Genomic DNA, 24613 nt, shown 5'->3' with positions numbered 1-24613 from the left:
CAACTGCTCTCCGAACTGCCGCGACGCCGGTATGCCCAGATTACGTCGGAAGCGCGCGATGATCAGGCGTGACTGGAGGTGACCTGCCGAGCGAGTGTCCGGCCCCACTGCTCGGCGCGTGTCTCCTCGCCATCCTCGAGCCGCGATTCCTTGTCGACGAGGAAACTCTCTGAGTCGGCGACGAGATCGAACCCGTGCAGGCGCAGCTTTCGGCAGATGCCCTTCGATGCCCGGCCGGTCAGTAGGGCGGGGCCGTTCGCACGAGTGTCGAACGCCACCGCCTTCCCGTGAGTCGGGGGGAGCCCGTCGAGCCACTCACGGAGGCCCTCGCTCTCCGCGTCAGGTTCCAGTGTCACCGTGCTGTCCGGTTTCTGGGCCGTCACGGCCGCTCCGCGACGGGTCGACTCCCGGCTCATCCCGTGGACATGCGTCGGACCGCCGACCATCACGAGATCGTAGCCGGACAGGTCTTCGTCACCGGCCCGGGTGACCGGGACCGCTGTGACGGGTCCCGCGGACTCGAGGCCCCGGGCGATCGCCTCTGCCACGTGCCGGGTGTTTCCGAACATCGATTCGTAGACCACGAGTGTTCGCATGTCGACTCCTTCTGAGGTTGGGGGCTCGGCGCCGCGATCTGGGCCCGAGCGTGTTCTGGCCGACGGTTCACGTCGACGGGTGCGCGCCGAACATCACGCGCGCCCACCAGTCGGCCAGCGGGCTCGGATCGGGCCAGTCGATTCGGTCGTCATCCGTCTCCGGCACTGGCGGCTGTGTGTGTCTCGTCGTCGACCGAGATCCCTGTCGACGACGTTGAGGTGGGGGATTCATGGCGAACTCCGAGGGGTCGTGTCACTTCGGATTCAACCAACGATGGCGACCACCGAGTAGGGTCTACCGTCACTTTCCGGGACTGTGCCCCCCGCATAGGCATCGGGTCGCGCCGTGGTGAGCGGGATGACCTATGCCCCTACCGACGCCGTTGTCGCATCTGAGACCGTGACGATGACCGGAGGAGTTGCGGACCATGAGTATTCTCGCGCAACGTCAGGCCATCGTCGTCGGTGTCGACGGAGTCCGGGATATCACTACAGCGAAGCCGCGCTTCTCTTCCAGAACGAGTTCGCCGAAGAAGTCGAGAAGTCTGCCCACGAGATCCTGGATCGCGCCCAACAGCACGTGAAGAGCGCCGTCCCCGACGTCACCGTGTCGTGCAGCACCCATCCCGGCCCCGCGGGACCGGCACTCGCAGGATTGAGCGCGCACGCCGAGATGGTGGTGGTGGGATCCACCGGTGCGGGTGCACTGCAATCGATCCTCACCGGCTCCACCGTCCTGCAGGTGGTCAACCGTGCGCACTGTCCGGTTACCGTGTTCCGATCGGAGGCACCGTCCCCGGTACCCGACCACCGTCCTGTCGTCGTCGGCGTCGACGGCAGTGACCTGAGCTCACTCGCCATCACCACGGCCGTCGAATTCGCCACGTTCTTCGAGGTACCGCTCCTCGCGGTGCACGGCTGGGGCGCCGGCGACCTCCCGGAGCGCCCTGCCGCCCTGCCGATGGTGAACTGGGCCGTCGTCGAAGAAGAACAATCCGTTCTGATGGCGGAGAATCTCGCCGGCTGGCGCGAGAAATGCCCGGATCTACAACTGACGACCGTCATCGAACAAGCTGGTCCGGCCGAGCTGATCCTCGAGTACGCTCGCGACGCACAACTCGTCGTCGTCGGCAGCCACGGCCACAACCGCCTGGCCGGAGCGTTTCTGGGATCGACCAGTCAGAATTTGCTCCATCACGTCGCCTGCCTGATCACGATCTGCCGCCGAGCGAGCTGACCTCACGGGTCACAGTCGCCGGGCGATCGATTCCGCTTGCGCGCCCAGTTTTGCCAGCCGCAGGTCGGCGAGCGGGGTCAGTGCACCACCCATCCTGTTCGTCACGAACGCCACCGACAGCCCCGTCTCCGGGTCCGCGAACGCGCCGGAACCACCGAGTCCGTAGTGGCCGAATGCGTGTGGATACTGATTGCGGCTGGCGACGAACGCCGCATGGTAGCCCAGGCGCCAGTTCATCCGGATACCGAGCACATAGTCGCGTGCCGTCGTCTGCACCTCACCGATCTGCGCGAGCGTGTCCTCCGTCAGGAACCTCCTTCCGCCCACCATGCCCTTGTTCGCGAGCGCCGCATACATTCGGGCGAGGGCACGGGCGCTGAAGACACCGTTCCAGCCGGGCATCACATAGTCGTGAATGGCCGGATTGCGGACCAGTTCGTCGAACCCCTCCGGCATGCCTGCGTGTGCGATGTTCCGCAACACAGGCAGGCACGACAGGGCGAAGGACGCGGTCTCCCACGGCACCCCGAACGGAGTGATGCGGGGGAAGGACTTGGCGATGCGGTGACGTTCCTCCGCGGGAACCTGGAACCAGAATTCGCGGATTCCGAGGGGTTCGGCGATCTCGGTGCGGACGAGGTCGGTGAACGACGAACCGGTCGCCCGAGTGGTGAGTTCCGCGACCAGCGATCCGAACGTGACGGCGTGATAACCCGGCATGACGGCGCGGCGACGATCCGGTGCCGCGGATGCGAGAGCGCCGACGACGCTGTCGTGATCGAACAGCGCCGCCCGCCCCGGTACCAGTCCGCGCACACGATGCAGACCAGCCCGGTGCGTCAACAAATCCCGCACCGTCACCAACTCCTTGCCGGCACTCGCGAACTCGGGCCAATACGTGGCAACGGGTGCGTCGTAGTCGATCAGTCCGCGGTCCACCAGCCGGTGTAGCACCGTGCTCGCAACGCCCTTGCCGGTGGAGAAGGACACCGAGACGGTGTCGGACTGCCAGCGCGTGTCGCGCGCGGCCCATCCCGACCAGATGTCGACCACGGGCTCACCGTGCAGGTAGAGCGCGAGGGCGCCGCCCCCGTCGCTAGGCTGCCCGAACAACCGGAAGAACTGACCGGCCAGCTCACCGAAACGAGGATCGACGAGCATCATGCTGGGCGTGGGAAGCTCCGGACGCGCCACCGTACGCTTGCGGGTCGGCAGGTTGTCTGCGGCAAGTTCGCGGGGATTCGTCATGGCGTGCAGTCTCACTGTCGGCGGTCGCCCGATGCCACCACCATCGCTTGTATACAACACTGGATACGGCGCGCTGATTCCTCCGGGGACACCACCGGAAACGGCCGAAAGACCCTGTAAACGACCCCCGGCACGGTTGGACACTGGTAGCACGGCGGACCAATTCGGACCACACCGCCGAACAGCCCGGAGGAGGCCGCCCCGTGATGTACGACGACGATGTCGGCGGTTGGGGGTATGCACTGATGTTCACCGGTATGGCGCTGATCTGGGGCCTGCTGATCGTGGGAATCATCCTGTTGATCCGCTACGTGAGTCACCCGTTCCCGGCACCGCCCGGCGAGCCACCGCATCGCAGTGCCGAAGCGGTCCTGGCCGAGCGATTCGCACGCGGAGAGATCGACGAGCAGGAATACCGCAATCGCCTGAGCATCCTGCGCGCCGGGACGACGCCCTGACACCCGCGCACACGAAGGAGGTGATCGTGATGGATGCGATGCAGATGTTCCACATGTTCATGATGTGGCTGCACAGCATGGGTGTCCTGCCGCCCATGCACATGATGCCGATGTGACGCCGCGGCGCGGGGTCCCGCAGGGACGGGTCCCCGGCGCCCACACCGAAGCTCAGCGACACAGACCGACCGCAGACCCGATCCACGAGCGAGTTGACCGACGTGATCACCACGAATCAGCGATACATGACCCAGACGGACTTCATGTCGTGGCGGATGGAGGAGGATCCGATCCTCCGATCGACCATCGTGGCTGTCGCGCTGCTCGACCGCAGGCCGGATCAGAGCCGATTCGTAGACATGATGCGCAGAGCGGTCGACCTCGTTCCCCTCTTCCGGCGGACGGCGATCGAGGATCCGCTGGGCCTGGCGCCGCCGCGGTGGGCGGACGATCGAGACTTCGACCTCAGCTGGCACCTGCGCCGCTACACCCTCGCCGAACCACGAACATGGGACGGGGTTCTCGACTTCGCGCGGACCGCCGAGATGACGGCGTTCGACAAGCGCCGCCCGCTCTGGGAGTTCACGATTCTCGACGGACTGAACGACGGCAGATCCGCCCTCGTGATGAAAGTGCATCACTCTCTCACCGACGGTGTCAGTGGAATGCAGATAGCCCGGGAGATCGTGGATTTCACCCGCGAAGGCACACCACGACCCGGCCGGACCGACCGGGCGACGGCCGTGCCGCACGGTGGATCGTCTCGTCCGCCGAGCCGCCTCTCCTGGTACCGGGATACGGCCGCGGACGTGACCCATCGGGCGGCGAACATTCTGGGCCGCAACAGTGTTCGGCTGGTTCGTGCGCCGAGGGCCACCTGGCGCGAAGCAACCGCTCTCGCCGGCTCCACACTGCGCCTCACGCGTCCCGTGGTTTCCACGCTGTCCCCGGTGATGACGAAACGCAGCACGCGGCGTCACTGCGCGGTGATCGACGTGCCGGTGGAAGCGCTCGCTCAGGCAGCCGCGGCGGCCGCCGGTTCGATCAACGACGCGTTCCTGGCTGCTGTCCTGCTGGGAATGGCGAAGTATCACCGACTGCACGGAGCCGAGATCCGCGAACTGCGGATGACGCTGCCGATCAGCCTGCGCACCGAGACGGACCCGCTGGGCGGCAACCGCATCAGTCTGGCACGATTTGCGCTACCCACCGATATCGACGACCCCGCCGAGCTGATGCGCCGGGTACACGCCACCGTCGATGCGTGGCGCCGTGAGCCCGCGATTCCGTTTTCCCCGATGATCGCCGGCGCCGTGAACCTGCTTCCCGCCTCGACACTCGGAAACATGCTCAAACACGTCGACTTCGTCGCCTCGAACGTCGCCGGATCCCCGGTCCCTCTGTTCATTGCCGGCTCGGAGATCCTGCACTACTACGCGTTCAGCCCCACACTCGGATCGGCGTTCAACGTCACCCTGATGTCCTACACCACGCAATGCTGCGTCGGGATCAACGCCGACACCGATGCCGTGCCGGATCTGGCGACCTTGACGGAGTCTCTCGCCGACGGGTTTCGCGCCGTCCTCGGACTGTGCGCGAAGACAACCGACACGAGGGTGGTCGTGGCCTCATGATCGCGGAACCCCCATGTAACCGACAAGCACATCGAGGACGCGACGCCGCGCCCACACCGAACGGAGGCCGATGAACATGAACGAGAAGACGTGGTCCGTGGAGATCGTCATCGACGAGCACGACGCCGACGAAGGCGGGTCCAGGACCCGGGCCCAAGCCCGGCTCCGAACCCGCGACACCCACACCCTGGTCGGGGTCGGGCTCGCCCGCCGGAATCCCGCGGACACCGAGATCCCCGAGATCGGCGACGAACTGGCCACGGCACGTGCGTTGGCCGACCTCGCCCACCAGTTGATCGAGCTCACCGCGGCCGACGTGGAAGCGGCCACGCACAGCCGGGTCCACCTCACCGAGTGATGGACCCGCCACATAGGCAAGGGAGTGAGCACATGGAGGGGCAACCAACCGCGCACGCCGACGCGAGTGTCCTCGATCGCCGCGGCCTCGACCAACTGATCGAGGCGCTCCGCGCCCGCGGATATCGCGTCGTCGGTCCCACCGTCGAGGATTCGGCCATCGTTCTCGCCGAACTCGATTCCGGTGCGCAGCTGCCGTCCGGCTGGGGTGTGACGACCGGGCCCGGGACGTATCGGCTGCGTCGGCGAGACGACGCCGCAGTCTTCGGTCACTCGGCGGGCCCGCAGTCGTGGAAACGATTCCTCCATCCGCCCCGGCAGCAACAGTGGTCCGTCGACCGGGACGGTACCTTCGTCGCACCGGCCCACGACGAGCGCCCCTACGCCTTCGTGGGGATCCGCGGCTGCGATCTCGCGGCCATATCCGTCCTGCGCCGGGTACTGTGCCCGGACCCCGACTCCGACAGCACCACTGCCCTCAGGTTCCGGAAACTGTTCATCGTGGCCGCCCACTGCACCGAACCGGGAGGTGTCTGTTTCTGCGCCTCGATGGGCACCGGACCCGCGGCCGGACCAGGGTACGATCTGGCGCTGACCGAGCGCATCGACGAGCACGGCCACCGTTTCGTCGTCGAGGTCGGCACCGAATCCGGTGCCGACGTCCTCGCCGACGTCGCCCACCGTGCCGCCGCGACCGCGGAGGCCGACGACGCCCGGCAGGCCGTGAGCACCGCAACCGGCCGCATGGGACGGGCGATGCCCGACGTGGATCTTCGCGCACTGCTCCGCGACGCGCGCGGAGCCGACGTTTGGGAGGACGTTGCAAGCCGGTGTTTGACCTGCGGAAACTGCACAATGGTGTGCCCTACCTGTTTCTGCACCACCAGTGAGGACGTCACCGATCTGACGGGGGAGCACGCCGAGCGGTGGCAGCATTGGTCGTCGTGCTTCGAACCCGACTTCAGCTACGTGCACGGCGGGAACGTCCGGACGTCGGGGGAGAGCCGATACCGGCAGTGGATGTCGCACAAGCTCGGAACGTGGTTCGACCAGTTCGGCAGCTCCGGGTGCGTGGGATGCGGACGGTGCATCGACTGGTGCCCCGTCGGGATCGACATCACCGCAGAGGCCGCGCGGCTGGTGCAGGTCATGCCTGCCTACCGGCCGGAGGACGACCGGGAGCAACGGTGAACGCCGACGAATCGACGCTGCCACCAGTCCTCGGCCGACTCGACCATCAACACCGGCTTCGGCTCGCGGAACTCAGCACCCCGGTTCGATTCGCCGCGGGGGAGTTCGTCTTCCGCGAGAACGAACCGGCGACCCGGTGCTGGCTGCTCGGTACCGGAAGTGTCGTCCTCACCACGCTGGTACCCGGCCGCGGCACCGTCGCACTCGAAACCCTGCACGGCGGTGACGTTCTCGGCTGGTCGTGGCTCGGCGCCCGGCAGGTGTGGCAGTTCGATGCCCAGGCCACGACGACCACCGATGCCGCGGAGGTGGACGTCGCCGCGCTCGAGCAGATGGCGCTCAGCCGCCCCGACTTCGGATATGCCGTCACCCGCGCGTTGTCCGGGGTGCTGATCGCCCGGCTGCAGTCCACCCGCGCGCGACTCCTCGATCTCTACGCGAATCGCGGCGACCGGTGACTGCACTGCCGGACGACCGCATGCTTCCGACCGGATACCGGGTCGTGTCCCGTTCGGTGGAGACCCGCGACTCGGTCACCGTGACCCTCGCCCCGGCCGCCCCACCCGCGATGCCGCTCGCGCAGTTCACCCCCGGCCAATTCATGATGTTGTACGCCCACGGGGTCGGCGAGGTCGCGATCTCGGTCTCGGGCGACCCGTCCGCCACGGACGGAACCCTCGTCCACACGATCCGCAACGTCGGAGCGGTGAGCCGGGCACTCCACGACGCCCCGCGCGGCACGATCATCGGTGTGCGCGGCCCCTTCGGGCGGGGCTGGACCATGCCCACCGGCCCGGACCGAGACCTCGTGATCGTTGCCGGGGGAGTGGGATTGGCGCCGCTGCGGCCGGTGGTGCTCGCCGCGCTGGCCGCGCGGGACAAGTTCCGCCGGCTCGTTCTCGTCGTCGGCGCCCGCACCCCAGCGGACATCCTCTACCGTGCCGAACTCGGGACCTGGCAGGCCCGCACGGACCTCACCGTGGAAGTGACGATCGACCAGCCGATCGCGGGATGGACGGGAGGCGTCGGCTTCGTCACCGAATCCCTGCACCGGGTGGACCTCGACCCCGGACGCACCACCGCGCTGCTGTGCGGACCGGAGCCGATGATGCGGTTCTGCGCCCGGGCACTGACCGACCGCCGGGTGCGTCCGGACGACATTCAGGTGTCCGTGGAACGGAACATGCAATGCGGCATCGGGGCCTGCGGACACTGCCAGCTCGGCGAACTGCTGCTGTGCCGAGACGGTCCCGTCGTCGACTACGCCACCGCCGAACCACTTCTACGGGTACCGGAGCTGTGATGAGCGCACCACCGACCACCAAACCCAAACTCGCCGTGTGGAAGTTCGCCTCCTGCGACGGCTGTCAGCTCACCCTGCTCGACTGCGAGGACGAGCTGCTCGCCCTGTCGGAGGCCGTGGAAATCTCCCATTTCCTCGAGCTGTCGGACACGATCACCGCGGGCCCATACGATCTGTCGCTGGTCGAAGGGTCGATCACCACGGCCGCCGACCGGGACCGCATCCGCGCGGTGCGGGAGCAGTCCCGGTTCCTCGTCACGATCGGGGCCTGCGCGACGGCCGGCGGCATCCAAGCGTTACGCAACTTCGCCGACATCGACGAGTTCCTGTCGGTGGTCTACGCGAGGCCCGAGTACATCGACACCCTCGCCACCTCGACCGCGATCTCGGCGCACGTCCCCGTCGACTTCGAGCTGCGCGGTTGCCCGATCGACCGGCGTCAACTCCTCGAGGTCATCACCGCATACCTCGCCGGCCGGCGGCCCAACATCCCCGACACCAGCGTGTGCACCGAATGCAAGCGGCGCGGTCTGACGTGTGTGATGGTCGCCGACGGAACACCCTGCCTCGGCCCGGTGACCCACTCCGGTTGCGGCGCGCTGTGCCCGTCGGTCTCCCGCGGATGCTACGGCTGCTTCGGCCCCACCACCGACCCGAATCTCGCCGCGATGCGGGGGTGGCTGCGCACATGCGGAATGAGCGAGGACGCCATGGGCCGCGTCTTCGCCACATTCAACGTGGCGGCATACGGATCGGAAGGGAAGGTCTATGGCACCCCGCAATAGAGAACTGATGGTGCGCGCCCTCGCCAGGGTCGAGGGTGAGGGCCGCGTCGACGTGACCGTGCGGGAGGGGAGAGCAGAACACGTCACACTCGACATCTACGAGCCGCCCCGCTTCTTCGAATCCTTCCTCCGTGACCGCCACTTTCTCGAACCCCCGGACATCACCTCGCGAATCTGCGGTATCTGCCCGGTGGCCTATCAGGTGAGCGCGTGCAACGCCATCGAGCAGGCATGCGGACTCGAGCTCGACGACGACGTGAGGGATCTGCGGCGACTGCTGTACTGCGGCGAGTGGATTGCCAGTCACGTGCTGCACATCTACTTCCTGCACGCACCCGACTTTCTGGGGCTCCCGGATTCGATTGCCCTCGCCCGGCACGATCGGGAGGCCGTCGAGCGGGGCCTGTCGTTGAAGAAGGCCGGAAACGCGATCCTCGACGCGATCGGTGGCAGGCCGATCCACCCGGTCAACGTCCGTATCGGCGGATTCCACCGGGCGCCGACCGCAGCCGAACTGATACCCCTGTCCGACCAACTGCGCACGGCACTCGATCACGCGGTGGCAACCGTCCGATGGGTGTCGTCGTTCGACTTCCCCGACATCGAACTCGACCACGACCTCCTCGCACTGCACGACGACTCCCGCTACGCCATCGAGGACGGCGAGATCCGGTCGTCGACCGGATTACGTTGCACCGCCGACGAATTCCCGAAGCATGTGGTAGAGCACCAGGTGCCGCACTCGACCGCACTGCACGCCGAGCTCGACGGCCGCCGATACCTCACCGGACCGCTGGCTCGGTACTCGCTCAATTCGTCCCGGCTCGGCGGAGTGGCCGCCCGGACCGCCGCCGACGCCGGGCTGGGCGCGCAGTGCCGGAACCCGTACCGCAGCATCGTCGTCCGCGCCGTCGAGGTGGTCTACGCCGTCGAGGAAGCATTGCGCATCATCGACCGATACGAGCGGCCTCCGCAGCCGTTCACCGCCGGGTCACCGATACGTACGGTCGGACACGGAGTCAGCGAGGCACCCCGCGGACTGCTGTATCACCGTTACGAAGTCGATCCCGCCGGGCTGATCCGCGCCGCCACCATCGTTCCGCCGACGTCGCAGAACCAGGCCGCCATCGAACACGACCTACGGCGCGCGGTGGACGGAAACCTCATGCTGGCCGACGACGAACTGACGACGCTGTGCGAACGAACCATCCGCAACTACGATCCGTGCATCTCGTGCGCCACCCACTTTCTGACGCTCACGGTCGACCGCCGATGACGGTCGTGGTGATCGGGCTGGGAAACGAACTCCGCCGCGACGACGGGATCGGTCCGGCGGTCGCGCGACAGGTCGCGGACCGCGTCGCCCCGGACGTGCGCGTGTCCGTGTCCGACGGGGACCCGGCCGCTCTGCTCGACGCGTGGGCCGGTGCGCAGCTGGCCGTCCTGGTCGACGCCGTCGTCTGCGAACCGTCGCGACCCGGCACCGTGCACCGGTTCACACCGGACGAACTCGCCGGGGTTCGGGCGGGCAGGTTCAGCACCCACGGGATCTCCCTCGGCGACATCATTCAACTCGGCACCGTGCTCGATCGGCTGCCGCACCGAATGGTCGTCCTCGCCGTCGAGGTCGCCGACCTGGCTGCCGGCGGCGGACTGTCACCCGCGGTCGGCCGCGCCGTCGAGACGGCGGTGGCGGCGGTACTGTCGGTGCTCGGTGAGCCGCTCGCGGAAATGTCGTGACCGTGTCTGCGGGTTACCGAAGCGTCAACGAGTGGAGTGGCGGCGGCCGATCGAGAACACCGACTCGACGGGGCGCCGGGGAGTCTGACGTGGCGGAGACTTCTTCTCAGTCGTGCCCACCCGGATCAGGGCCTGCGGGAAGCCGCGGTCGGGAACCAGTTCGCGGATCATCTCCCGGCTCTGCCGTAGTTCGGTCATGTGCGTCAGCGGGCACGTCGCGAGACCGCCGACGGTGGCCTCCAACAGCACCGCGGACAAGGCCTCACCGGCCCGGAGCCACGCTTCACGACCGTCGGTATCGGTGCTCAACACGAGAACCGTCGAGCGGTCGATCCCCGGGCTCGCGTCGTTGTCGCGGCCGGCGGGGAAACGGCGTCCGATGTCGACGCGGTCACGATTCTCCGCGGTCGCGAGGGAATCCGCCGGTATCCCACCCTGCGGAATAGAATGACCCGCCCACCAGTGAAGCTCGGCCTGGTACGCGGAATCGTATTTTCGTGCGGCCGCGGTCAACTCCGTCGCCTTCGCCAGGGTCGGACGAGCGTCCTGTGCCAGCAGGGTCAGGTGGACGTCCACGCGACGCGTCACGTCGGTCAATGCCGGGGGCAGCGGGGTCTTCATGCTGACCGGACCGAAGGGCCTGCGGTCGGAATACCGGTGCCGGATCGCGGCAAGCAAGTCGAAGTCGTGCGACTGAGGCCGGGCGTCGTGGCGGAACCGAATCGTCGCCAGATGCCCCGAGTGAGGCCCCTCCGGGACGCGCCGGATGTCCACCGACCATTTGAGCCCGGTCAATGCCGTTTCGAGATGATTCAGCGCCGCACCACAACTGACGACCAGCTGCCGGCCCGACGGGTCTGTCGAGGCCAGAAGCCGACCGCGTTCGGTGTAAAGGTCGAGCTGACCGTCGGCGTACGTCCACTGCCACGGCTGACTGTTGTGCACCGACGGTGCCCGGCAGGCGAGGTCCACGGCAATGCGCACGACGTTCTCGTCGGGAATGGTGCTGTCCACGATCGCCTCCTCGGTAGATCGCACTCCGCCCTCACCCAGGTCGGGCAGTCGGTGCGTCCACCTCAGTGTTCGCCTTTCCGTGGCCCGAGGTTAGGGCCGATGGTCACTGGCGCGACACTCGGCGACGATTCGGGCCGGAAGACCCTACTGACGGCACTCACCCCGATGCAAACCTGAAAAGATGTCCGACACTATCGCCATGTGCACGGTGGGACTGAGCAAGCGGTTCGGTTCGGTACTCGCTCTGGACGCGGTGGACTTGAATGTCGTCGAAGGCGAAGTCTTCGGCTACCTCGGCCCCAACGGTGCCGGAAAGTCGACCACGCTCCGCTTACTCACGGGCTTGCTGCGTCCCACTGCGGGGTCGGCCCGTGTGCTCGGCCTCGATGCATGGTCGGCGGCACCCGCGGTTCATCGTCGGATCGGCTACGTCCCCGGCGAATTGGCTCTCTACGACCGCCTGACCGGACGGCAGCACATCACGTTCTTCGGACACCTGCGTGGCGACCCTGTCGACAAAGCCGCGACCGTGTTCGCCGATCGACTCGATCTCGATCTCGATCTCGATCGCACCGCCCGGACGATGTCGAAGGGAAACCGCCAGAAGCTCGCGCTGGTTCTCGCCCTGATGTCCGGCCCGCAACTGCTGATTCTCGACGAACCGACCGGCGGACTGGATCCGCTCGTGCAACACGAGTTTCACGCGATCATCCGGGAGCACACCGCATCCGGCGGAACGGTCCTGTTGTCGTCCCACGTACTCGGCGAAGTGCAGCAGGTAGCCGACCGCGTCGGTGTGCTGCGGGAGGGTCGCCTCATCGCCGTCGAGAGTCTTCACGAACTACGCCAGAAGTCGCTGCACCATGTCACCGCCGAATGTTCGACCCCGATCCAGGAATCGGACTTCCGCGACGTGGCCGGTATCCGCGGCCTCACCGTTGCGGGCACATCGCTGACGTGCAGTGCGCCTCAGTCCGCGCTGGACGCCTTGATCCGCCGGATCTCGCACTACGGCATCGTCGACTTCGAGTGCGCCGAGGCCGACCTCGAGGAGACCTTTATGGCGTTCTACGAGATTCGAGACCGACATGCTGCGTAGCGTTCTGACCAAGACGTTGTACGACCAACGCCGGGCGTTCCCCGCATGGGTCGTCGGGATCGCGCTGCTGGTGGCTATGTACGTGGTGATCTGGCCGAGTGTTCGCGACCAGCCGGCGATGAATCAATTCCTCGACCAGATGCCGGAGGCATTCCGTGCCCTGTTCGCAATGTCCGGTGCCGACATGTCCACCCCGGTCGGATACATCCAGATCGAACTGCTGTCGTTCATGGGACCACTGCTGCTTCTGATCTATGCCGTCGGAACGGGTGCGGCGGCGGTCGCCGGAGAGGAGGATCGGGGAACGCTCGATCAGCTGCTCGCCACGCCCCTGAGCCGCGGACGGATCCTTGCGGAGAAGTTCGGTGCGCTCACCGCGGGCACTGTGGCGCTGTCGGCGGTCATGGGTCTCGCTCTGCTCGGGGAGGGGATACTCGCCGACATGGATCTGCCGGTGGGAAACGTTGCCGCGGCAATGGTGCATCTGGCACTTCTGGCGCTGGTCTTCGGTGCACTCGCCTTCGCGATCGGAGCCGCCACCGGCCACCCCGCACCCAGTCGTTCGGTTCCGGCCGTGATCGCGATACTGGCGTATGTGCTCAACGGTCTCGGACCGGTGGTGTCGTGGTTGGCTCCCTGGCAACGATATTCACCGTTCTATCAGTACGCCGGCCATGATCCGTTGCGCCACGGGTTCTCGCTCGCAGCAGCATCCGTATCCGCACTCACGATTGCAGTGTTGCTCGGAGTCGCGCTCGTCGGTTTCGCTCATCGCGACGTGGTGAGATAGCCGTGACCGATGCCAGGACACGGTCTCTCGCCCCGGTCGTCGTCGGAGTCGACGGCTCGGTGGCAGCGAGAGGCGCGGCGCGCTGGGCCGCCGCGGTCGCGGACAAGCAGGGAGCAACCGTGCACCTGATTCACGTGCTGCCCTCACCCCCGGTCTTCTACACGGAACCCCGGCCACTTCCGTCGGAAGACGAGGACCGCATCGCCGGGGAACGGTTCCTGGCCGATGCGGTACGCAACATCAGGAGCGACCGGCACACCGTCGCCGTGGAGTGTTCGCTACCTACCGGGTCGACGGCGGCGGACGTCCTGTTGCCGTTGGCGGATTCGGCGTCGATGGTGGTGATCGGGTCGACGGCACGGGGCCCCGTGGAGGGGTATCTGAACGCTACGGCGCTGCGACTCGCCCATCACTCACCGTGCCCGGTCGTGGTGTGGCGGGGAGCCGAAGAGCACGCGATTCCCGACCGTCGCGCGGTTGTCGTCGGTGTGGACGGCAGCCGGTGCAGTGTCGCCGCGGTGGCCGACGCCGCCGACTTCGCCGGGCGATTCGCCGCGCCGCTGGTGGCCGTGCACTCGTGGAAGTCGCGTGTGCCGCCCGACGCCGAGAACGCACCGGATGGGGCCGCGGCCCGCCCACGGGAGCGGGCAGTTCTGGCGGAGAGCCTCGCGGGACTGGCCGATCGATACCCCGACCTCGCCGTGCGAGAGATCGTCGAGTCCGGTGGAGCTGGCGAAGTCTTGCTCCGCTGGTGTGTGGACGCTCAGCTTCTCGTCGTCGGAAACCATGGGCACGGCGCACTCGGCCGTGCGGTCCTCGGGTCGACGAGTCAGGACGTGCTGCACCGGGCTCGGTGCCCGGTCATGATCAGCAAAGTTCAGCGTGACACCGGCACAGTCCCTGATCAGGCCGTGGAGTTCGGCGACCGTGGACATCGCTGACTTCCACGCCCACGGCTACACCCCGATGTGCCGGCCAGATGGTGCAACCCTGCTCCGGGCGGTGTCGATGACCTACGGCCCTAGAGTCGTCGAGCCGTGAGCACAACACTCGAATCCAGGACAACGCAGGAGACCCGATGACCGGCGGAGCACCCACCACACCCATGGACACGCCGTGAACACGCGCGCGGTCCCCACGGTCCCCGACCGACGTACCGTCGAATCAGCTGTCGCGCTGGCGTGCCGCGCGCCGTCACTGCACAACAGCCAACCGTGGCGTTGGGTGATGGGCACTGCCCTGCGGCTGTACAGCGACCCCGACCGGCTGCTGCCCGCCACCGATGGCTTCGGACGCCAAATGGTGATCTCCTGTGGTGCGGCCTTGAATCACCTCGAGTACGCCTTCACGGCCAATCATTGGCGTCTTGTGATCGAACGGCTGCCGCATTCTTCCGACCGGCAACTTCTGTCGACGATAAACTTCATCCCGGCTCCGGCACCGACAGATTTCGTCGCCCGAATGGCGGTGGCGATCGGACGGAGGCGAACCGAACGACTGCCCATGGACCCGCCGCCCGCGTGGGCGGACACACTCGAGCAGTTGGTGCGAATCACCGCAGGTACAGGCGTCGAACTCGAAGACCTGGGGCAGCGAAGCCGCCCCGCACTCGAGGAAGCATCACGCCGAATGACCGGTCTACGGCACGACGACCCCACCTACCAAGCCGAACTCCGGTGGTGGTCGGGGCGCGGGCTGTTCCCCGACGGTGTGCCGGAGCAGGCTCGCCCGTCCGACCGGCAACAGCACTCGGTGCACCTCTCCCGCGAGTTTCCACCCGGCCGCGCGAGCACACCCGACGGCGGCCCATCGGAAGATCGAGCCGCGATCCTCCTGCTCTCCACGTCCGCGGATTCGCGACTCGATTGGTTACGGAGCGGCGAAGTGCTCTCCGCCGTCCTGCTCGCATGCACCGACCGCGGACTCGGTACCTGCCCCGTCACCCATCTGACCGAACGCGCCGTGACGCGGACACTGCTTCGAGAGCTGTCTTCCGGGGAGGGAATGCCGCAGGTTCTGATCAGGGTGGGAGCGGGCACCGGCGTGGGGGAACCCTCGACCACACCCAGACGCCCGTTGTCGGAAGTTCTGGTGCGAGAGCGGCCGGCTCCGGGCCACCTGCCGGGGGAGTAGGGCATGCCGACTCACCCGCTCGTCAACGGGAAGTGATGAGGAGGTCACCATGGTCGATCCGGCGATCGTTGTGGGAGTGGACGGATCCGGGCCGGCGCTGGATGCGGTGCGGTGGGCCGCACGTGAGGCGACAGTGCGCAGGGCGCCGCTACTGTTGTTGTCCTGCATCACGTACCGCGGTACGGAAGATGGGCCTCGACTCGCCGAAACGCTCCACGCCCGAGCCGAGCGGAACGTTGCCGAGGCACGCGAGACCGCCCGAGCTGGGTCCGCAGACGCGGACCTCGACATTCGGGCGGAGGTGTCACATCAGAACGCCCCGGGATCACTCGTCGACCGATCCGCCGGCGCAGAAATGGTCGTCCTCGGCAGGCGCGGACTCGGGGAGTTCACCGACGGGCTGATCGGCTCCGTGACTTCGGCCGTGGTGCGTCATGCCCAGTGCCCGGTCGCAGTGATCGACGGTTGGTCGAGAGTCGCGGACGGCACGGGACCCGTCGTCGTCGGCATCGACGGATCTCCGAGCAGTGCACGGGCCGTCGGACTGGCGTTCGAGGAGTGTTCCCTCCACAACGCGGAACTGATCGCGCTGCACGCGTGGTCCGACCAGGACCTGTCGATACTTCCGGTCGGCGTGGAGCAGACCGCGGAGCGGTCGGTGCTGGACGCCGCGGTCGCCGAATGGTGTGAACGGTTCCCCGACGTCTCGGTGCGCCGAACTCTCGTTCGCGACCGTCCCGTCCGCCATCTCCTCGAGATGGCCGACGAGGCCCAGATGATCGTCGTCGGCAGCCGCGGGCGGGGCGGCTTCCCCGGGATGACTCTCGGCTCGACCAGCGCAGCGCTGGTACACATCACTCCGTGTCCCCTTCTGATAGCCGGACCGATCCGACCAGGGCGATGACCTTGGGCCCTACATCGGCACCTGCTCCGGCGCGACACTCGAAGGAGCAATCGCAGGAGGTCGTCATGATCGGGGAACAGACACTGGTAGCGCGGATGTGGCGATTGGGGCCGTGGAGCGGGAACCGACTGATGCGGGGAAGTTGTCGCCTCGAATCCTCGGTCTTCCTCCTCGTCGTCGCAGTGGTGCTGAGCTTGGTCCCCCTCGCCGCCGCCTTCGGAACCGCGACCCGCACCCGCCTCGACGACCAATCCCGCGCCGACCGCGCAACTCGGCAGCAGATCGCGGCAGTGCTCCTCGAGGACGCAAATGTCAACCTGGCGGATACCACCCCGGCGACGGGTGCCACCGGCCAGGCGCCGGCCCGGTGGGCGGTTGCCGGTACCACACACACCGGTCTGGTACAGACCGCGCCGGAAGCGAAAACGGGACAAACGATCAGCATCTGGATCGACCCGGCCGGAAAGATCGTGTCCGCGCCGAAGACAGGCACCGAGAACGCGTTCGAGGCCGTGGGCGCCGCACTCGCGTTGTGGACCATGGGTACGACGATCTGCCTCACGATGATGATCGGAATTCGCTGGGCAGGAACGAGATACCGGATGTCACAGTGGGACCGCGAGTGGCGAAACCTCGGAAAGGCACCAGGGTGGCCGGTCAGCTGACGCCCGCTCACGGTGAACACAGGCAAACGACGACGATTTCCGAATGGTGAGGCCGGAGCCAGTGGACGACAACTTGAGCTTCCTCGACGCGGGTTTCCTCGAGACGGAGGACTCCGACCCACACGCCAGCCTGACGATCGGCGCTCTCGCCATCATGGAGGGTCCGGTTCCCGGGCAAGACGAATTTCGGGACACGGTCGCCGCACGTTTCGCGACACTCCCGCACACCCGAGACAGGGTTCACACGGTCCCACTCGACTTCAGCGCACCCTCGTGGTCACCGGATCCGCATTTCGACCTCGGTCATCACCTGCGGAGGGTCGCCCTCCCGGAACCGGGGGAGGAGGAGGCCCTGTTCGGTTTCGTCGCCCGGGTCATGGCGCACCGACTCGACCGAGACCGCCCCTTGTGGGAATGCTGGGTCGTCGAAAGCCTCACCGGCGACCGCTGGGCCATACTGACCAAGATTCACCACTGCATGGCGGACGGGATCACCGGAACGAAACTGTTCGAGGCAATGTGCGACGAAGTCGTGGCCGAAGCGTCGGGAACCACAGAGGCCGACACCGACACCGACGCCGTGCCGGCACGAACCGCCGGCACACGCCTCGCGAGCGTCGAGGGCCTGATCCGCTCGACGATCGAGTTCCTGTCCCCGATGCGGCAACTGCGGCTCGTCTCGGCGGCTCTGGCTGTTCCGCGCAGGCTGACAGCCGCCGGTATCGGCGTCGCAACCGGCCTCACCCACCTGCTGTCCGAGATGCTGACCTCCTCTACGGACACATCACTGATCGGACCGATCGGGCGCCAGCGCCGCTACTGCGCCGCACGAGTCCGGATGCATGACGTCCGCGAAATCTGCGCCACGTACCGGGTCACCGTCAACGACGTCGCACTCGCCGCGATCACCACAGGACTGCGGCAGCTGCTCCTGAAACGGGGCGAGCACCCCGACCCGCACACGGTCCGCACACTCGTTCCCGTGTCCGTCCGCTCCGCAACCGAGGAACATTCGATCCACAATCAGGTCTCGCTCATGCTGCCTTTCCTGCCGGTCGACATCGACGACCCGGTCGCGCAGTTGGTCGCCGTCCACGACCGGCTCACGACGCACAAGGCGAGCAAGGAAGCAGAAGGCGGCAAGGCGTTCACCGCGGTCGCCCAGTACGGGCCGTTCATGCCGATGGCCTGGGCAGTTCGGCTCGCCACCCGGTTCCCTCAGCACAGTGTTGTCGCCGTCGCAACCAACGTCCCCGGACCGAAGGCCACACGACACGTGATGGGCCGCACGATCCTGGAGATCTTCCCGTACGTGCCGATCGCGCTGCGACTACGGATCGGGATCGCGATCCTCAGCTACAGCGACCATCTCGCCTTCGGTCTCACCGGGGACTACGACACCACACCCGACCTCGCCGACCTCACCGACGCGATCGAACGCGGTGTCCTGACACTCCTCGCCGCCTCGCGCGCGGCTGCCGCAGCCTCCGAATGATGTCCGACGACCGTCACGAGCAACTCGGCTCGGGCGACCTGATCACGCTCGTCTCGGACGTCGGACCGGTACCCATGAACGTCGGCGCGATACTTTTCGTTGCCGGTGAAGGTGACGTGGATGCGGCGACCGTCGAGGCCACGTTCACACGACGGCTCACCAGCATTCGGCGCCTGCAACAGCGCCTGGCCACGCCACGGCGGGGCCTGGGGCGGCCGTACTGGGTCGACGACTCCGATTTCGACGTCCACGCCCATGTGTCCCGAGTACGGTGCCCGTGCCCGGGCGAGCGTGACGCTGCGCTGGCAATCGCGGTGGACGCGGTGACCCGGCCGCTGCCCCGGTCACGACCATTGTGGCGGGCGGTTGTCGTCACCGGTCTCACGGGCGGTCACATCGGTCTGGTGCTGGTGCTGCATCACGTCGTGGCCGACGGGATCGGTGGCCTCGCAGTGCTCGCGCGTGTCGTGGACGGCGCGGACGCGGCTGGGCCGGCCGACAATACCGCGGCACCGCCTCGGGGCCGGTTCGTCGACTGCGTTGCCGACCGTACCCGGACGCTGCGCCGACTTCCGCGCACGGTGTCTCGTATACGAGATGGTTGGGCCGAACTCGGTCGTGGTCGCCTCGGATGGGCGCCGCGGTGTTCCCTCAACGTTCCCACCGGTTCCCGTCGCACGGTAACGACGGTCGACGTCGGCCTCGACCGTGTCCGGGCAGCGGGGCGGAGGTCGGGGGCCACCGTCAACGATGTTCTGTTGGTCGCCGTCACCGGCGCTTTGGCCACACTCCTGCATGAGCGGAAGGAGTTTCCCCAGGAATTGGTGGTGTCGGTCCCCGTCTCGGCCCGGAGTACGACAACCAGCGGGTATCTGGGGAACCAGGTCGGCGTGATGCCCGTCCGCGTACCGCTGGAAGGAAGCGTCGAGGAAAGGCTCGCCGCTGTTTCGCGCATCACCCGCGCCCGGAAGATGCGGACCCGAGGCACATCCTCGGCACTGATCGGACCACTCTTCCGGATTCTGGCCGCGGTGCGGTTGTTTCGCCGGCTCGTCGATCGTCAGCGACTCGTCAACTCGTTCCTGACCAACCTCCCGGGCCCCGCTGGACAACTCGTCATCGCCGGTGCACCGATCACGGACATCACCCCGATTACCGTCACCGCGGGGAACGTCGGCGTCGCGTTCGCGGCACTGTCCTATGCGGGCACCCTGACCGTGACGATCGTCGTCGATCCCGATGTGGTCCCCGAGATCCGCGAGCTCGCGGCGTATCTGCGCGAACAATTCCGGGCCGCGATCGAGTGACAGCAGGGCCGCAACTCAGCGAGACTCTGCCTCGTCACGGATCAGGCGCAGGATCGGCCCGCCCATCGCCGTGACGAACGGACCCACAACCGTCCAATACCTGCGGAACATCCGCCGCGCCGTGTCGTCGGTGCCGTGTACGCGGACCTCGGTGAGCAGGACAGACGTGTGAGCGCCGTACGGGAGAACTGTGAAACCCCACGCGCCGACGCCGTATCCGGGAAGGGCGAAGCGGCCGAACTCGGCCGGGGACCACTCGACGCGGCCGTAGCCCCGCTCCCACCAGCGCCCGATGAACCCGAGAACCATTGCGTGACCAGGCTTCTCCGCGAGGAGGTGGAACCCGCCGTCGGGTTCGAGCAACCGGTCGAATCGGAATTCGGACCGACTCCGCTGGATAGGTGCGCCGCCCCGACGCGGGCGGACGGTGTCGATCGCAATTCGGGCCCGGTTCGGCAACGCGACCACCGGCGACCGGAAGAAGTCGACGCGGCGAATGGCGGCGAAGGTTGCGGGCGCCGACGCACGTACGGCCTGCGTACGCAGGATGCGTTGTTCGTACCTCGGCAGCTGCGCTTCGATCAGGGTCGATCCGGGGCCGGGGCTGTGCACGACACATCTCTCCTGAGCACCGTCTAGCGAACGATCAGGAGTGGGCAGACGACCGAATGCATCAACGCCCTGCTGGTCGACCCCAGAAGCATGCTGGAAAACCCGCCCCGTCCCCGGCTCCCCACCACGAGAAGCTGCGCGTTCTCGGCCTGCTCACGCAGGTGCCGGGTGGGGCGATCCCTGACAACGAGGGTGCGTACCTTCACATCCGGATAGTTCTCCGCACGACCGGCGAGATTCTCGGACAACAGGGCCGTTTCGTTGGCCGCATCCCGCAGCCACTCTGCTTCGCTGCCTCCGTCCGGGGAGAGCTGCAGAACGATGTCGGACCATGCGTGAACGGCAACGAGCTCCGATTGCCGCAGACCTGCTTCCTCGAAGGCCGTCGAGATGGCCGGTTCACTGTGCTGTGATCCGTCGACACCGACGACAATCGGTCCGGGGATGTCGTTGATATCGCGATCAGGTTCACCGCGAATCACGGCGACCGGGCATGAGGCGTGGGTGGCAACCGCCGAACTGACCGATCCCAGGACGGCACGGTCGACGATTCCCCGTCTATTCGCACCGACGACGAGCATCGAGGCATCCGCCGAGCGGTCGAGAAGTTCACCTGCCGGCGTGCCGGTGCAGACGGTGGTGTCGATCTCGATGTCGTGTCCGGGCACTGCGGCACGGGCGGTCTGCGCCGCCCGTTCCAACCTCTCCTTACCGTCGCGCTCCTCGTCCTGGAAGAAGCTGGCGGGCACACCGATCGGGACGCCGTATCTCCCGGGAACGAACATCGTCGTGATCAGCGAGAGGGGCGAGCTGCGGAGCGCGGCTTCTCGGGCCGCCCACGAAACCGCCTGCAACGACGATGGTGAGCCGTCGATCCCCACAACGATCGGGCGATGGCCGGACATGGTGCACTCCTGCCGGGTTGCTGGTGCCGAATTTCTGCCTCGACCTTCATCGTTGCCGCCCCCGAATGACACCCGTAGGGGAGAAGGTCACCAACCCGAGGTCGGCACCCGGCCCGATTGACTCCGTGACCGCGGCATCCCGCCCGGGTGACCAACGGCTCTGTCGCCGCGGACCTGCAGTGACGACACTGAGACGAGGCGCCCGATCGAAAGTTGCCCGAGTTCCGATATCACCGACGCCGGCTGCGGAAGGAATGCGACCATGAGCGACAGCAACACCGGCGCCGCGGGCGGCGGAGCGATCTACGCCCTGGGCATCTTCGGTGCCTGGGTGTGGTTCTGGCAGCAGGCGGACGCGTTCTGGGAATATGTTCTCGCAATCATTCAGGGGTTGTTCTGGCCGGCCTGGATGGTCTACGACGTTTTCGAGACCCTTGCAGGGTAATCGCTACGACGTGCAGCACCATGGCGACGACGGTGGCGATCGCACTCGCGGCGAGAACCGCCACGGCGACCGCGAACGCAAGCATCGTGTCACCGGTCATGAGGCTGACGACCGGGAGCATCACGGCTCCGAGGAGAGCACCCACCGACAGCCCGGTGAGCGCCTCGCGCCGCACGTTACGTCGAATTCCCACCCCGACAGACAAGCCACGGATCGCCAGGGTCTCGGTCTGCGTCCGCGAGATACACGATTCCAGGAACGAAATAGGCAACGGCCACATTCGCTTCGAGCGTGACTTCGAACGCCGCCATGAACACGGCCGAGACCATGGCACCCAGCAATCCGACGAGGAGCCAGGGAACACGGTGCCACAGCCTCCGCCGCACGCTCTCCACGCTCGTCGCGCGGGTGGTCTCGACCGAATGGAGGAAGCCTCCGAGGCGTGAGAGGTCCTCCTCGTGTTCCTGGAGCAGTACCGCGAGAAGTTGTTGTGGCGCGATGAGACGACGGAACCGACCGGTCGTCATCGACCACCGCCAGCTCCGGCTCCCCGTGCTGGACCGCCTGCCACGCGGCCCGTTCCTGGTGAGTATCGGGTCGGACCGCCGGCGGATTCGGATCCATGACGTCGCGCAGAACCTCACGGTCCGCGGTGCCGAACATACGTTCGATCGTCGTGACGCCCGCGAGCCGTCCTCCGTCCAATACGGCGACGACCGAAGCGCAGTCGTACCGTGTGGTGGCCATGTCGCTCAGTACGGCCGTCACGGAGTCGCCCGGGGCGCCGGTCGGAACCCGTGTGCAGGCATGCCAGAGCGCAGTCCGGGTTCGGGCTCATCGTCGAAGATCAGTAATTCGGACACCGGCGCTCCCCTTCGAACGTGTGGTGAGGTGACCTTCGATCATCCACCCGCCGAGGGCGGTTCTCCGGCGTACCGACGGTCGGGACCTGTGCCGCACTGCCCAGTCCGATGGCACCCGGCCTGGATACGCCCCGGCGTCGCTCCGGGAGTCGTGTCACGGCTCCGAGCCCGACGTGACGACATCCCCCCACGTGGCGCGCGACCCGGACTCTCCGATGCGGTAGACCTGAACAATGGTCCCTACCGCAACCACCACCGCGAGAACAGCAACGATCACGGTGAGCGACCGCGGAGGATCCGACTTTCGTTCGCGAAGCTGGACGGCGGTGACCGCCAACGCGCTGAGAAGAAGCGCGACGGAGAAGTAGATCATGCTGTCGCCCAGTTCGGCGTGGGTGTGCACGGCAGACGACCGGGCGACGTGCTTCTCCAGCCATTCACCGGCGTCGGTGGTCAGTGGAGTCACTATCACCGTCACGGCCGCGAGCACGAGCGTGAGCCACACCAGCCGACGGCGGGCCGCCGGCCATACGCTGCACACGACGATCAGAACTGCGGTCAGCGGTGCCAGGACGACGATGAAATGGACGAGCAGGACATGGGCGGGCAACCCGCTGACAGTCGACATGATTCGAGTATTCGTCGGCGTCGCTGAGAAACCACTGAGTGGTCCGCCCGACCCGTCGCCGAGGGCACGCGACCTCAGTGCCGACCCGGCAAGTCGACTTCACTCGGCGCCTTGTCCTCGCGCAGGCCCTTCCAGCTGGGATGGCGCAGCCTGCCACTGATGTGCTCGCGGTACTCGACGTCGCCGACCAACTGCGGCTCGACCCAGTGTGCGCCCTTGGTGTCCCGCGCAGGTGGGGGCGAGGACAGAGGAGTCGTGGGTCGTTCCAGCGCCGCGAGCTGCTCTCGTAGTGACTTCCGTGTCGCGGTGGTGAAACCGGTGCCGACATGTCCGATGTACACCAGCCGGTGGTCGTCGTCATACGCGGCGAGGAGAAGTGATCCGATACCGTCGCGGGCGGCTCCGGTGCCATCGACCCAGCCGACGATGATCCCTTCGGTATTGGCGCGTAGCGGTTGCTTGATCCAGGCAGGGGAGCGGCGACCCGGTTGATACGTCGAGTCGACGCGTTTTGCGACTGCTCCCTCGAGGTGGTGCCTACGGGCGCGATCGAGCATCTCCTCGCCGTCGACGTCGGTCCAGTACGGCGGCACCTGCAGGCGGGGGCCGGACAGCGCAAGGTCGGCGAGTTCGGCCCGCCGCCGCAGATAGGGAAGCCCAGTCGTGGACTTGCCATCGAGGGATAGGACGTCGAACACGTAATACGTGACGGGCACCTCGTTGCGGAGTTCTGTGGTGGGGGACAGCACGTGCATGCGCCGTTGGAGGCGGCTGAACGACGGCCGGCCGCTCGCGTCGAGCGCGACGATCTCGCCGTCGAGGATCGCCTCACGTCCGCCCAGCGCGTCGGATACCGGCCCGGCCAGCTCCGGAAAGGTCGCAGTGATGTCATTTCCGTTGCGGCTGAACAGCCGGGATCCACCATCGTCGACGGTGGCGATGGCACGTTGACCATCCCACTTCATTTCGAACGCCCACCCCGCACCGCGCGGAAGTTGGCCCAACGTGGCCAGCATCGGAGACGGGACCGTCGGCAACGAGGGCATTCACCGAGTGTGCGGGAAATGATCCGGCGGTGGGTGGGAACGCGGCGACCCGACGATGCTGGGAGCAGTCGAACGATCGAAATCGCCGGACCGGTCTGCCGTTCACAGCAAGTACGCAGCGAGCCGCCAGGACGACATCGGGTTGGACGATCACGATGACG

Annotated in this window: 27 protein-coding genes and 1 pseudogene; 19 read left to right on the top strand and 9 right to left on the bottom strand. The window is 67.0% G+C overall.

Going from position 1 to position 24613, the window contains the following annotated elements:
* Window positions 1-62 precede the first annotated feature (62 nt).
* Together RHA1_RS00240 and RHA1_RS52820 are read right to left on the bottom strand one after the other, a co-directional pair.
* Window positions 63-596 carry a flavodoxin family protein gene (locus tag RHA1_RS00240; RefSeq protein WP_009472546.1) on the bottom strand — a complete coding sequence of 178 codons (534 nt, stop codon included), beginning with the start codon at window positions 594-596 and terminating at the stop codon, window positions 63-65.
* A gap of 448 nt (window positions 597-1044) precedes the next feature.
* Window positions 1045-1176 (bottom strand): hypothetical protein, encoded by a 132-nt coding sequence (locus RHA1_RS52820; protein WP_016884281.1) that lies wholly within the window; start codon window positions 1174-1176, stop codon window positions 1045-1047.
* Here RHA1_RS52820 and RHA1_RS00235 point away from each other — a divergent pair, their 5' ends adjacent.
* The gene (locus RHA1_RS00235; RefSeq protein ID WP_016884282.1) at window positions 1177-1833 is read left to right on the top strand and encodes a universal stress protein; all 657 of its coding nucleotides are present in this window, start codon (window positions 1177-1179) and stop codon (window positions 1831-1833) included.
* Between the two features lie 9 nt (window positions 1834-1842).
* Here RHA1_RS00235 and RHA1_RS00230 read toward each other — a convergent pair whose 3' ends face one another.
* On the bottom strand, window positions 1843-3081 hold the full coding sequence (locus RHA1_RS00230) for a serine hydrolase domain-containing protein (protein WP_016884283.1): 1239 nt from the start codon (window positions 3079-3081) through the stop codon (window positions 1843-1845).
* A gap of 206 nt (window positions 3082-3287) precedes the next feature.
* Between RHA1_RS00230 and RHA1_RS00225 the strand changes: the two genes are divergently transcribed.
* The 9 genes from RHA1_RS00225 to RHA1_RS00185 all read left to right on the top strand — a co-directional run bounded on the left by RHA1_RS00225 (window position 3288) and on the right by RHA1_RS00185 (window position 10546).
* Window positions 3288-3539, top strand: coding sequence for an SHOCT domain-containing protein (locus RHA1_RS00225; RefSeq protein WP_011593374.1), 252 nt, complete (start codon window positions 3288-3290; stop codon window positions 3537-3539).
* Between the two features lie 209 nt (window positions 3540-3748).
* Window positions 3749-5170 (top strand): wax ester/triacylglycerol synthase domain-containing protein, encoded by a 1422-nt coding sequence (locus RHA1_RS00220; RefSeq protein ID WP_011593373.1) that lies wholly within the window; start codon window positions 3749-3751, stop codon window positions 5168-5170.
* Between the two features lie 70 nt (window positions 5171-5240).
* A complete protein-coding gene (locus tag RHA1_RS00215; protein WP_016884286.1) occupies window positions 5241-5528 on the top strand; it encodes a DUF1876 domain-containing protein in 288 nt (95 codons plus the stop codon).
* 32 nt (window positions 5529-5560) lie between these two features.
* Window positions 5561-6718 carry a 4Fe-4S dicluster domain-containing protein gene (locus tag RHA1_RS00210; protein WP_011593371.1) on the top strand — a complete coding sequence of 386 codons (1158 nt, stop codon included), beginning with the start codon at window positions 5561-5563 and terminating at the stop codon, window positions 6716-6718.
* Window positions 6715-7176 (top strand): cyclic nucleotide-binding domain-containing protein, encoded by a 462-nt coding sequence (locus RHA1_RS00205; RefSeq protein ID WP_009472537.1) that lies wholly within the window; start codon window positions 6715-6717, stop codon window positions 7174-7176. The genes RHA1_RS00210 and RHA1_RS00205 overlap by 4 nt, the downstream gene beginning before the upstream one ends.
* The gene (locus RHA1_RS00200; RefSeq protein WP_011593370.1) at window positions 7173-8021 is read left to right on the top strand and encodes an FAD/NAD(P)-binding protein; all 849 of its coding nucleotides are present in this window, start codon (window positions 7173-7175) and stop codon (window positions 8019-8021) included. Before RHA1_RS00205 ends, RHA1_RS00200 begins: the two co-directional genes overlap by 4 nt.
* Window positions 8021-8806, top strand: coding sequence for an NADH-quinone oxidoreductase subunit B family protein (locus RHA1_RS00195; RefSeq protein WP_011593369.1), 786 nt, complete (start codon window positions 8021-8023; stop codon window positions 8804-8806). Before RHA1_RS00200 ends, RHA1_RS00195 begins: the two co-directional genes overlap by 1 nt.
* A complete protein-coding gene (locus RHA1_RS00190) occupies window positions 8790-10082 on the top strand; it encodes a Ni/Fe hydrogenase subunit alpha (RefSeq protein WP_041810865.1) in 1293 nt (430 codons plus the stop codon). The genes RHA1_RS00195 and RHA1_RS00190 overlap by 17 nt, the downstream gene beginning before the upstream one ends.
* Window positions 10079-10546, top strand: a complete 468-nt coding sequence (locus RHA1_RS00185; RefSeq protein ID WP_011593367.1) for a hydrogenase maturation protease — start codon at window positions 10079-10081, stop codon at window positions 10544-10546. Before RHA1_RS00190 ends, RHA1_RS00185 begins: the two co-directional genes overlap by 4 nt.
* Window positions 10547-10570: 24 nt before the next feature.
* Here the strand turns inward: RHA1_RS00185 and RHA1_RS00180 are convergent, their stop codons facing one another.
* Window positions 10571-11584 carry an Acg family FMN-binding oxidoreductase gene (locus RHA1_RS00180; RefSeq protein WP_011593366.1) on the bottom strand — a complete coding sequence of 338 codons (1014 nt, stop codon included), beginning with the start codon at window positions 11582-11584 and terminating at the stop codon, window positions 10571-10573.
* 157 nt (window positions 11585-11741) lie between these two features.
* On the opposite strand from RHA1_RS00180, the gene RHA1_RS00175 reads away from it, so the two are divergent.
* From RHA1_RS00175 to RHA1_RS00140, 8 genes are all read left to right on the top strand, one after another.
* Entirely contained in the window at window positions 11742-12659 is a 918-nt protein-coding gene (locus RHA1_RS00175) for an ABC transporter ATP-binding protein (RefSeq protein WP_011593365.1), read from the top strand.
* Window positions 12649-13449 carry an ABC transporter permease subunit gene (locus RHA1_RS00170; RefSeq protein WP_011593364.1) on the top strand — a complete coding sequence of 267 codons (801 nt, stop codon included), beginning with the start codon at window positions 12649-12651 and terminating at the stop codon, window positions 13447-13449. The genes RHA1_RS00175 and RHA1_RS00170 overlap by 11 nt, the downstream gene beginning before the upstream one ends.
* A gap of 2 nt (window positions 13450-13451) precedes the next feature.
* On the top strand, window positions 13452-14390 hold the full coding sequence (locus tag RHA1_RS00165) for a universal stress protein (protein WP_011593363.1): 939 nt from the start codon (window positions 13452-13454) through the stop codon (window positions 14388-14390).
* A 175-nt stretch (window positions 14391-14565) separates the two neighbouring features.
* A complete protein-coding gene (locus RHA1_RS00160) occupies window positions 14566-15582 on the top strand; it encodes an Acg family FMN-binding oxidoreductase (protein ID WP_011593362.1) in 1017 nt (338 codons plus the stop codon).
* A gap of 49 nt (window positions 15583-15631) precedes the next feature.
* Entirely contained in the window at window positions 15632-16486 is an 855-nt protein-coding gene (locus RHA1_RS00155; protein ID WP_011593361.1) for a universal stress protein, read from the top strand.
* 65 nt (window positions 16487-16551) lie between these two features.
* Window positions 16552-17151: an Rv1733c family protein gene (locus tag RHA1_RS00150; RefSeq protein WP_041810862.1), complete on the top strand. Its 600-nt coding sequence runs from the start codon at window positions 16552-16554 to the stop codon at window positions 17149-17151.
* Window positions 17152-17212: 61 nt separating this feature from the next.
* Window positions 17213-18646 (top strand): wax ester/triacylglycerol synthase family O-acyltransferase, encoded by a 1434-nt coding sequence (locus tag RHA1_RS00145; RefSeq protein WP_011593359.1) that lies wholly within the window; start codon window positions 17213-17215, stop codon window positions 18644-18646.
* A complete protein-coding gene (locus RHA1_RS00140) occupies window positions 18643-19953 on the top strand; it encodes a wax ester/triacylglycerol synthase domain-containing protein (RefSeq protein WP_011593358.1) in 1311 nt (436 codons plus the stop codon). Before RHA1_RS00145 ends, RHA1_RS00140 begins: the two co-directional genes overlap by 4 nt.
* 15 nt (window positions 19954-19968) lie before the next feature.
* Here the strand turns inward: RHA1_RS00140 and RHA1_RS00135 are convergent, their stop codons facing one another.
* Together RHA1_RS00135 and RHA1_RS00130 are read right to left on the bottom strand one after the other, a co-directional pair.
* Window positions 19969-20565 carry a hypothetical protein gene (locus tag RHA1_RS00135; protein ID WP_011593357.1) on the bottom strand — a complete coding sequence of 199 codons (597 nt, stop codon included), beginning with the start codon at window positions 20563-20565 and terminating at the stop codon, window positions 19969-19971.
* Between the two features lie 23 nt (window positions 20566-20588).
* On the bottom strand, window positions 20589-21470 hold the full coding sequence (locus tag RHA1_RS00130) for a universal stress protein (RefSeq protein WP_011593356.1): 882 nt from the start codon (window positions 21468-21470) through the stop codon (window positions 20589-20591).
* Between the two features lie 262 nt (window positions 21471-21732).
* Here RHA1_RS00130 and RHA1_RS00125 point away from each other — a divergent pair, with 262 nt between their 5' ends.
* The gene (locus tag RHA1_RS00125; RefSeq protein ID WP_011593354.1) at window positions 21733-21915 is read left to right on the top strand and encodes a hypothetical protein; all 183 of its coding nucleotides are present in this window, start codon (window positions 21733-21735) and stop codon (window positions 21913-21915) included.
* Window positions 21916-21928: 13 nt separating this feature from the next.
* On the opposite strand, the pseudogene RHA1_RS44365 reads toward RHA1_RS00125, so the two are convergent.
* The 3 genes and pseudogenes from RHA1_RS44365 to ligD all read right to left on the bottom strand — a co-directional run.
* Window positions 21929-22778, bottom strand: a pseudogene (locus RHA1_RS44365) (CBS domain-containing protein); the annotation flags it as partial.
* Between the two features lie 154 nt (window positions 22779-22932).
* Complete coding sequence (locus RHA1_RS00115; RefSeq protein WP_011593351.1) at window positions 22933-23406, bottom strand: DUF2231 domain-containing protein; 474 nt, start codon at window positions 23404-23406, stop codon at window positions 22933-22935.
* A gap of 74 nt (window positions 23407-23480) precedes the next feature.
* Window positions 23481-24452: a non-homologous end-joining DNA ligase gene (gene ligD, locus RHA1_RS00110; RefSeq protein WP_029539665.1), complete on the bottom strand. Its 972-nt coding sequence runs from the start codon at window positions 24450-24452 to the stop codon at window positions 23481-23483.
* Between the last annotated feature and the right edge of the window lie 161 nt (window positions 24453-24613).

It is taken from the genome of Rhodococcus jostii RHA1 (assembly GCF_000014565.1).
In the GTDB taxonomy this organism is placed as follows: domain Bacteria; phylum Actinomycetota; class Actinomycetes; order Mycobacteriales; family Mycobacteriaceae; genus Rhodococcus_F; species Rhodococcus_F jostii_A.
Note: the sequence above shows the minus strand (reverse complement) of the source record. Positions and strands in the feature narration are given on the sequence as shown.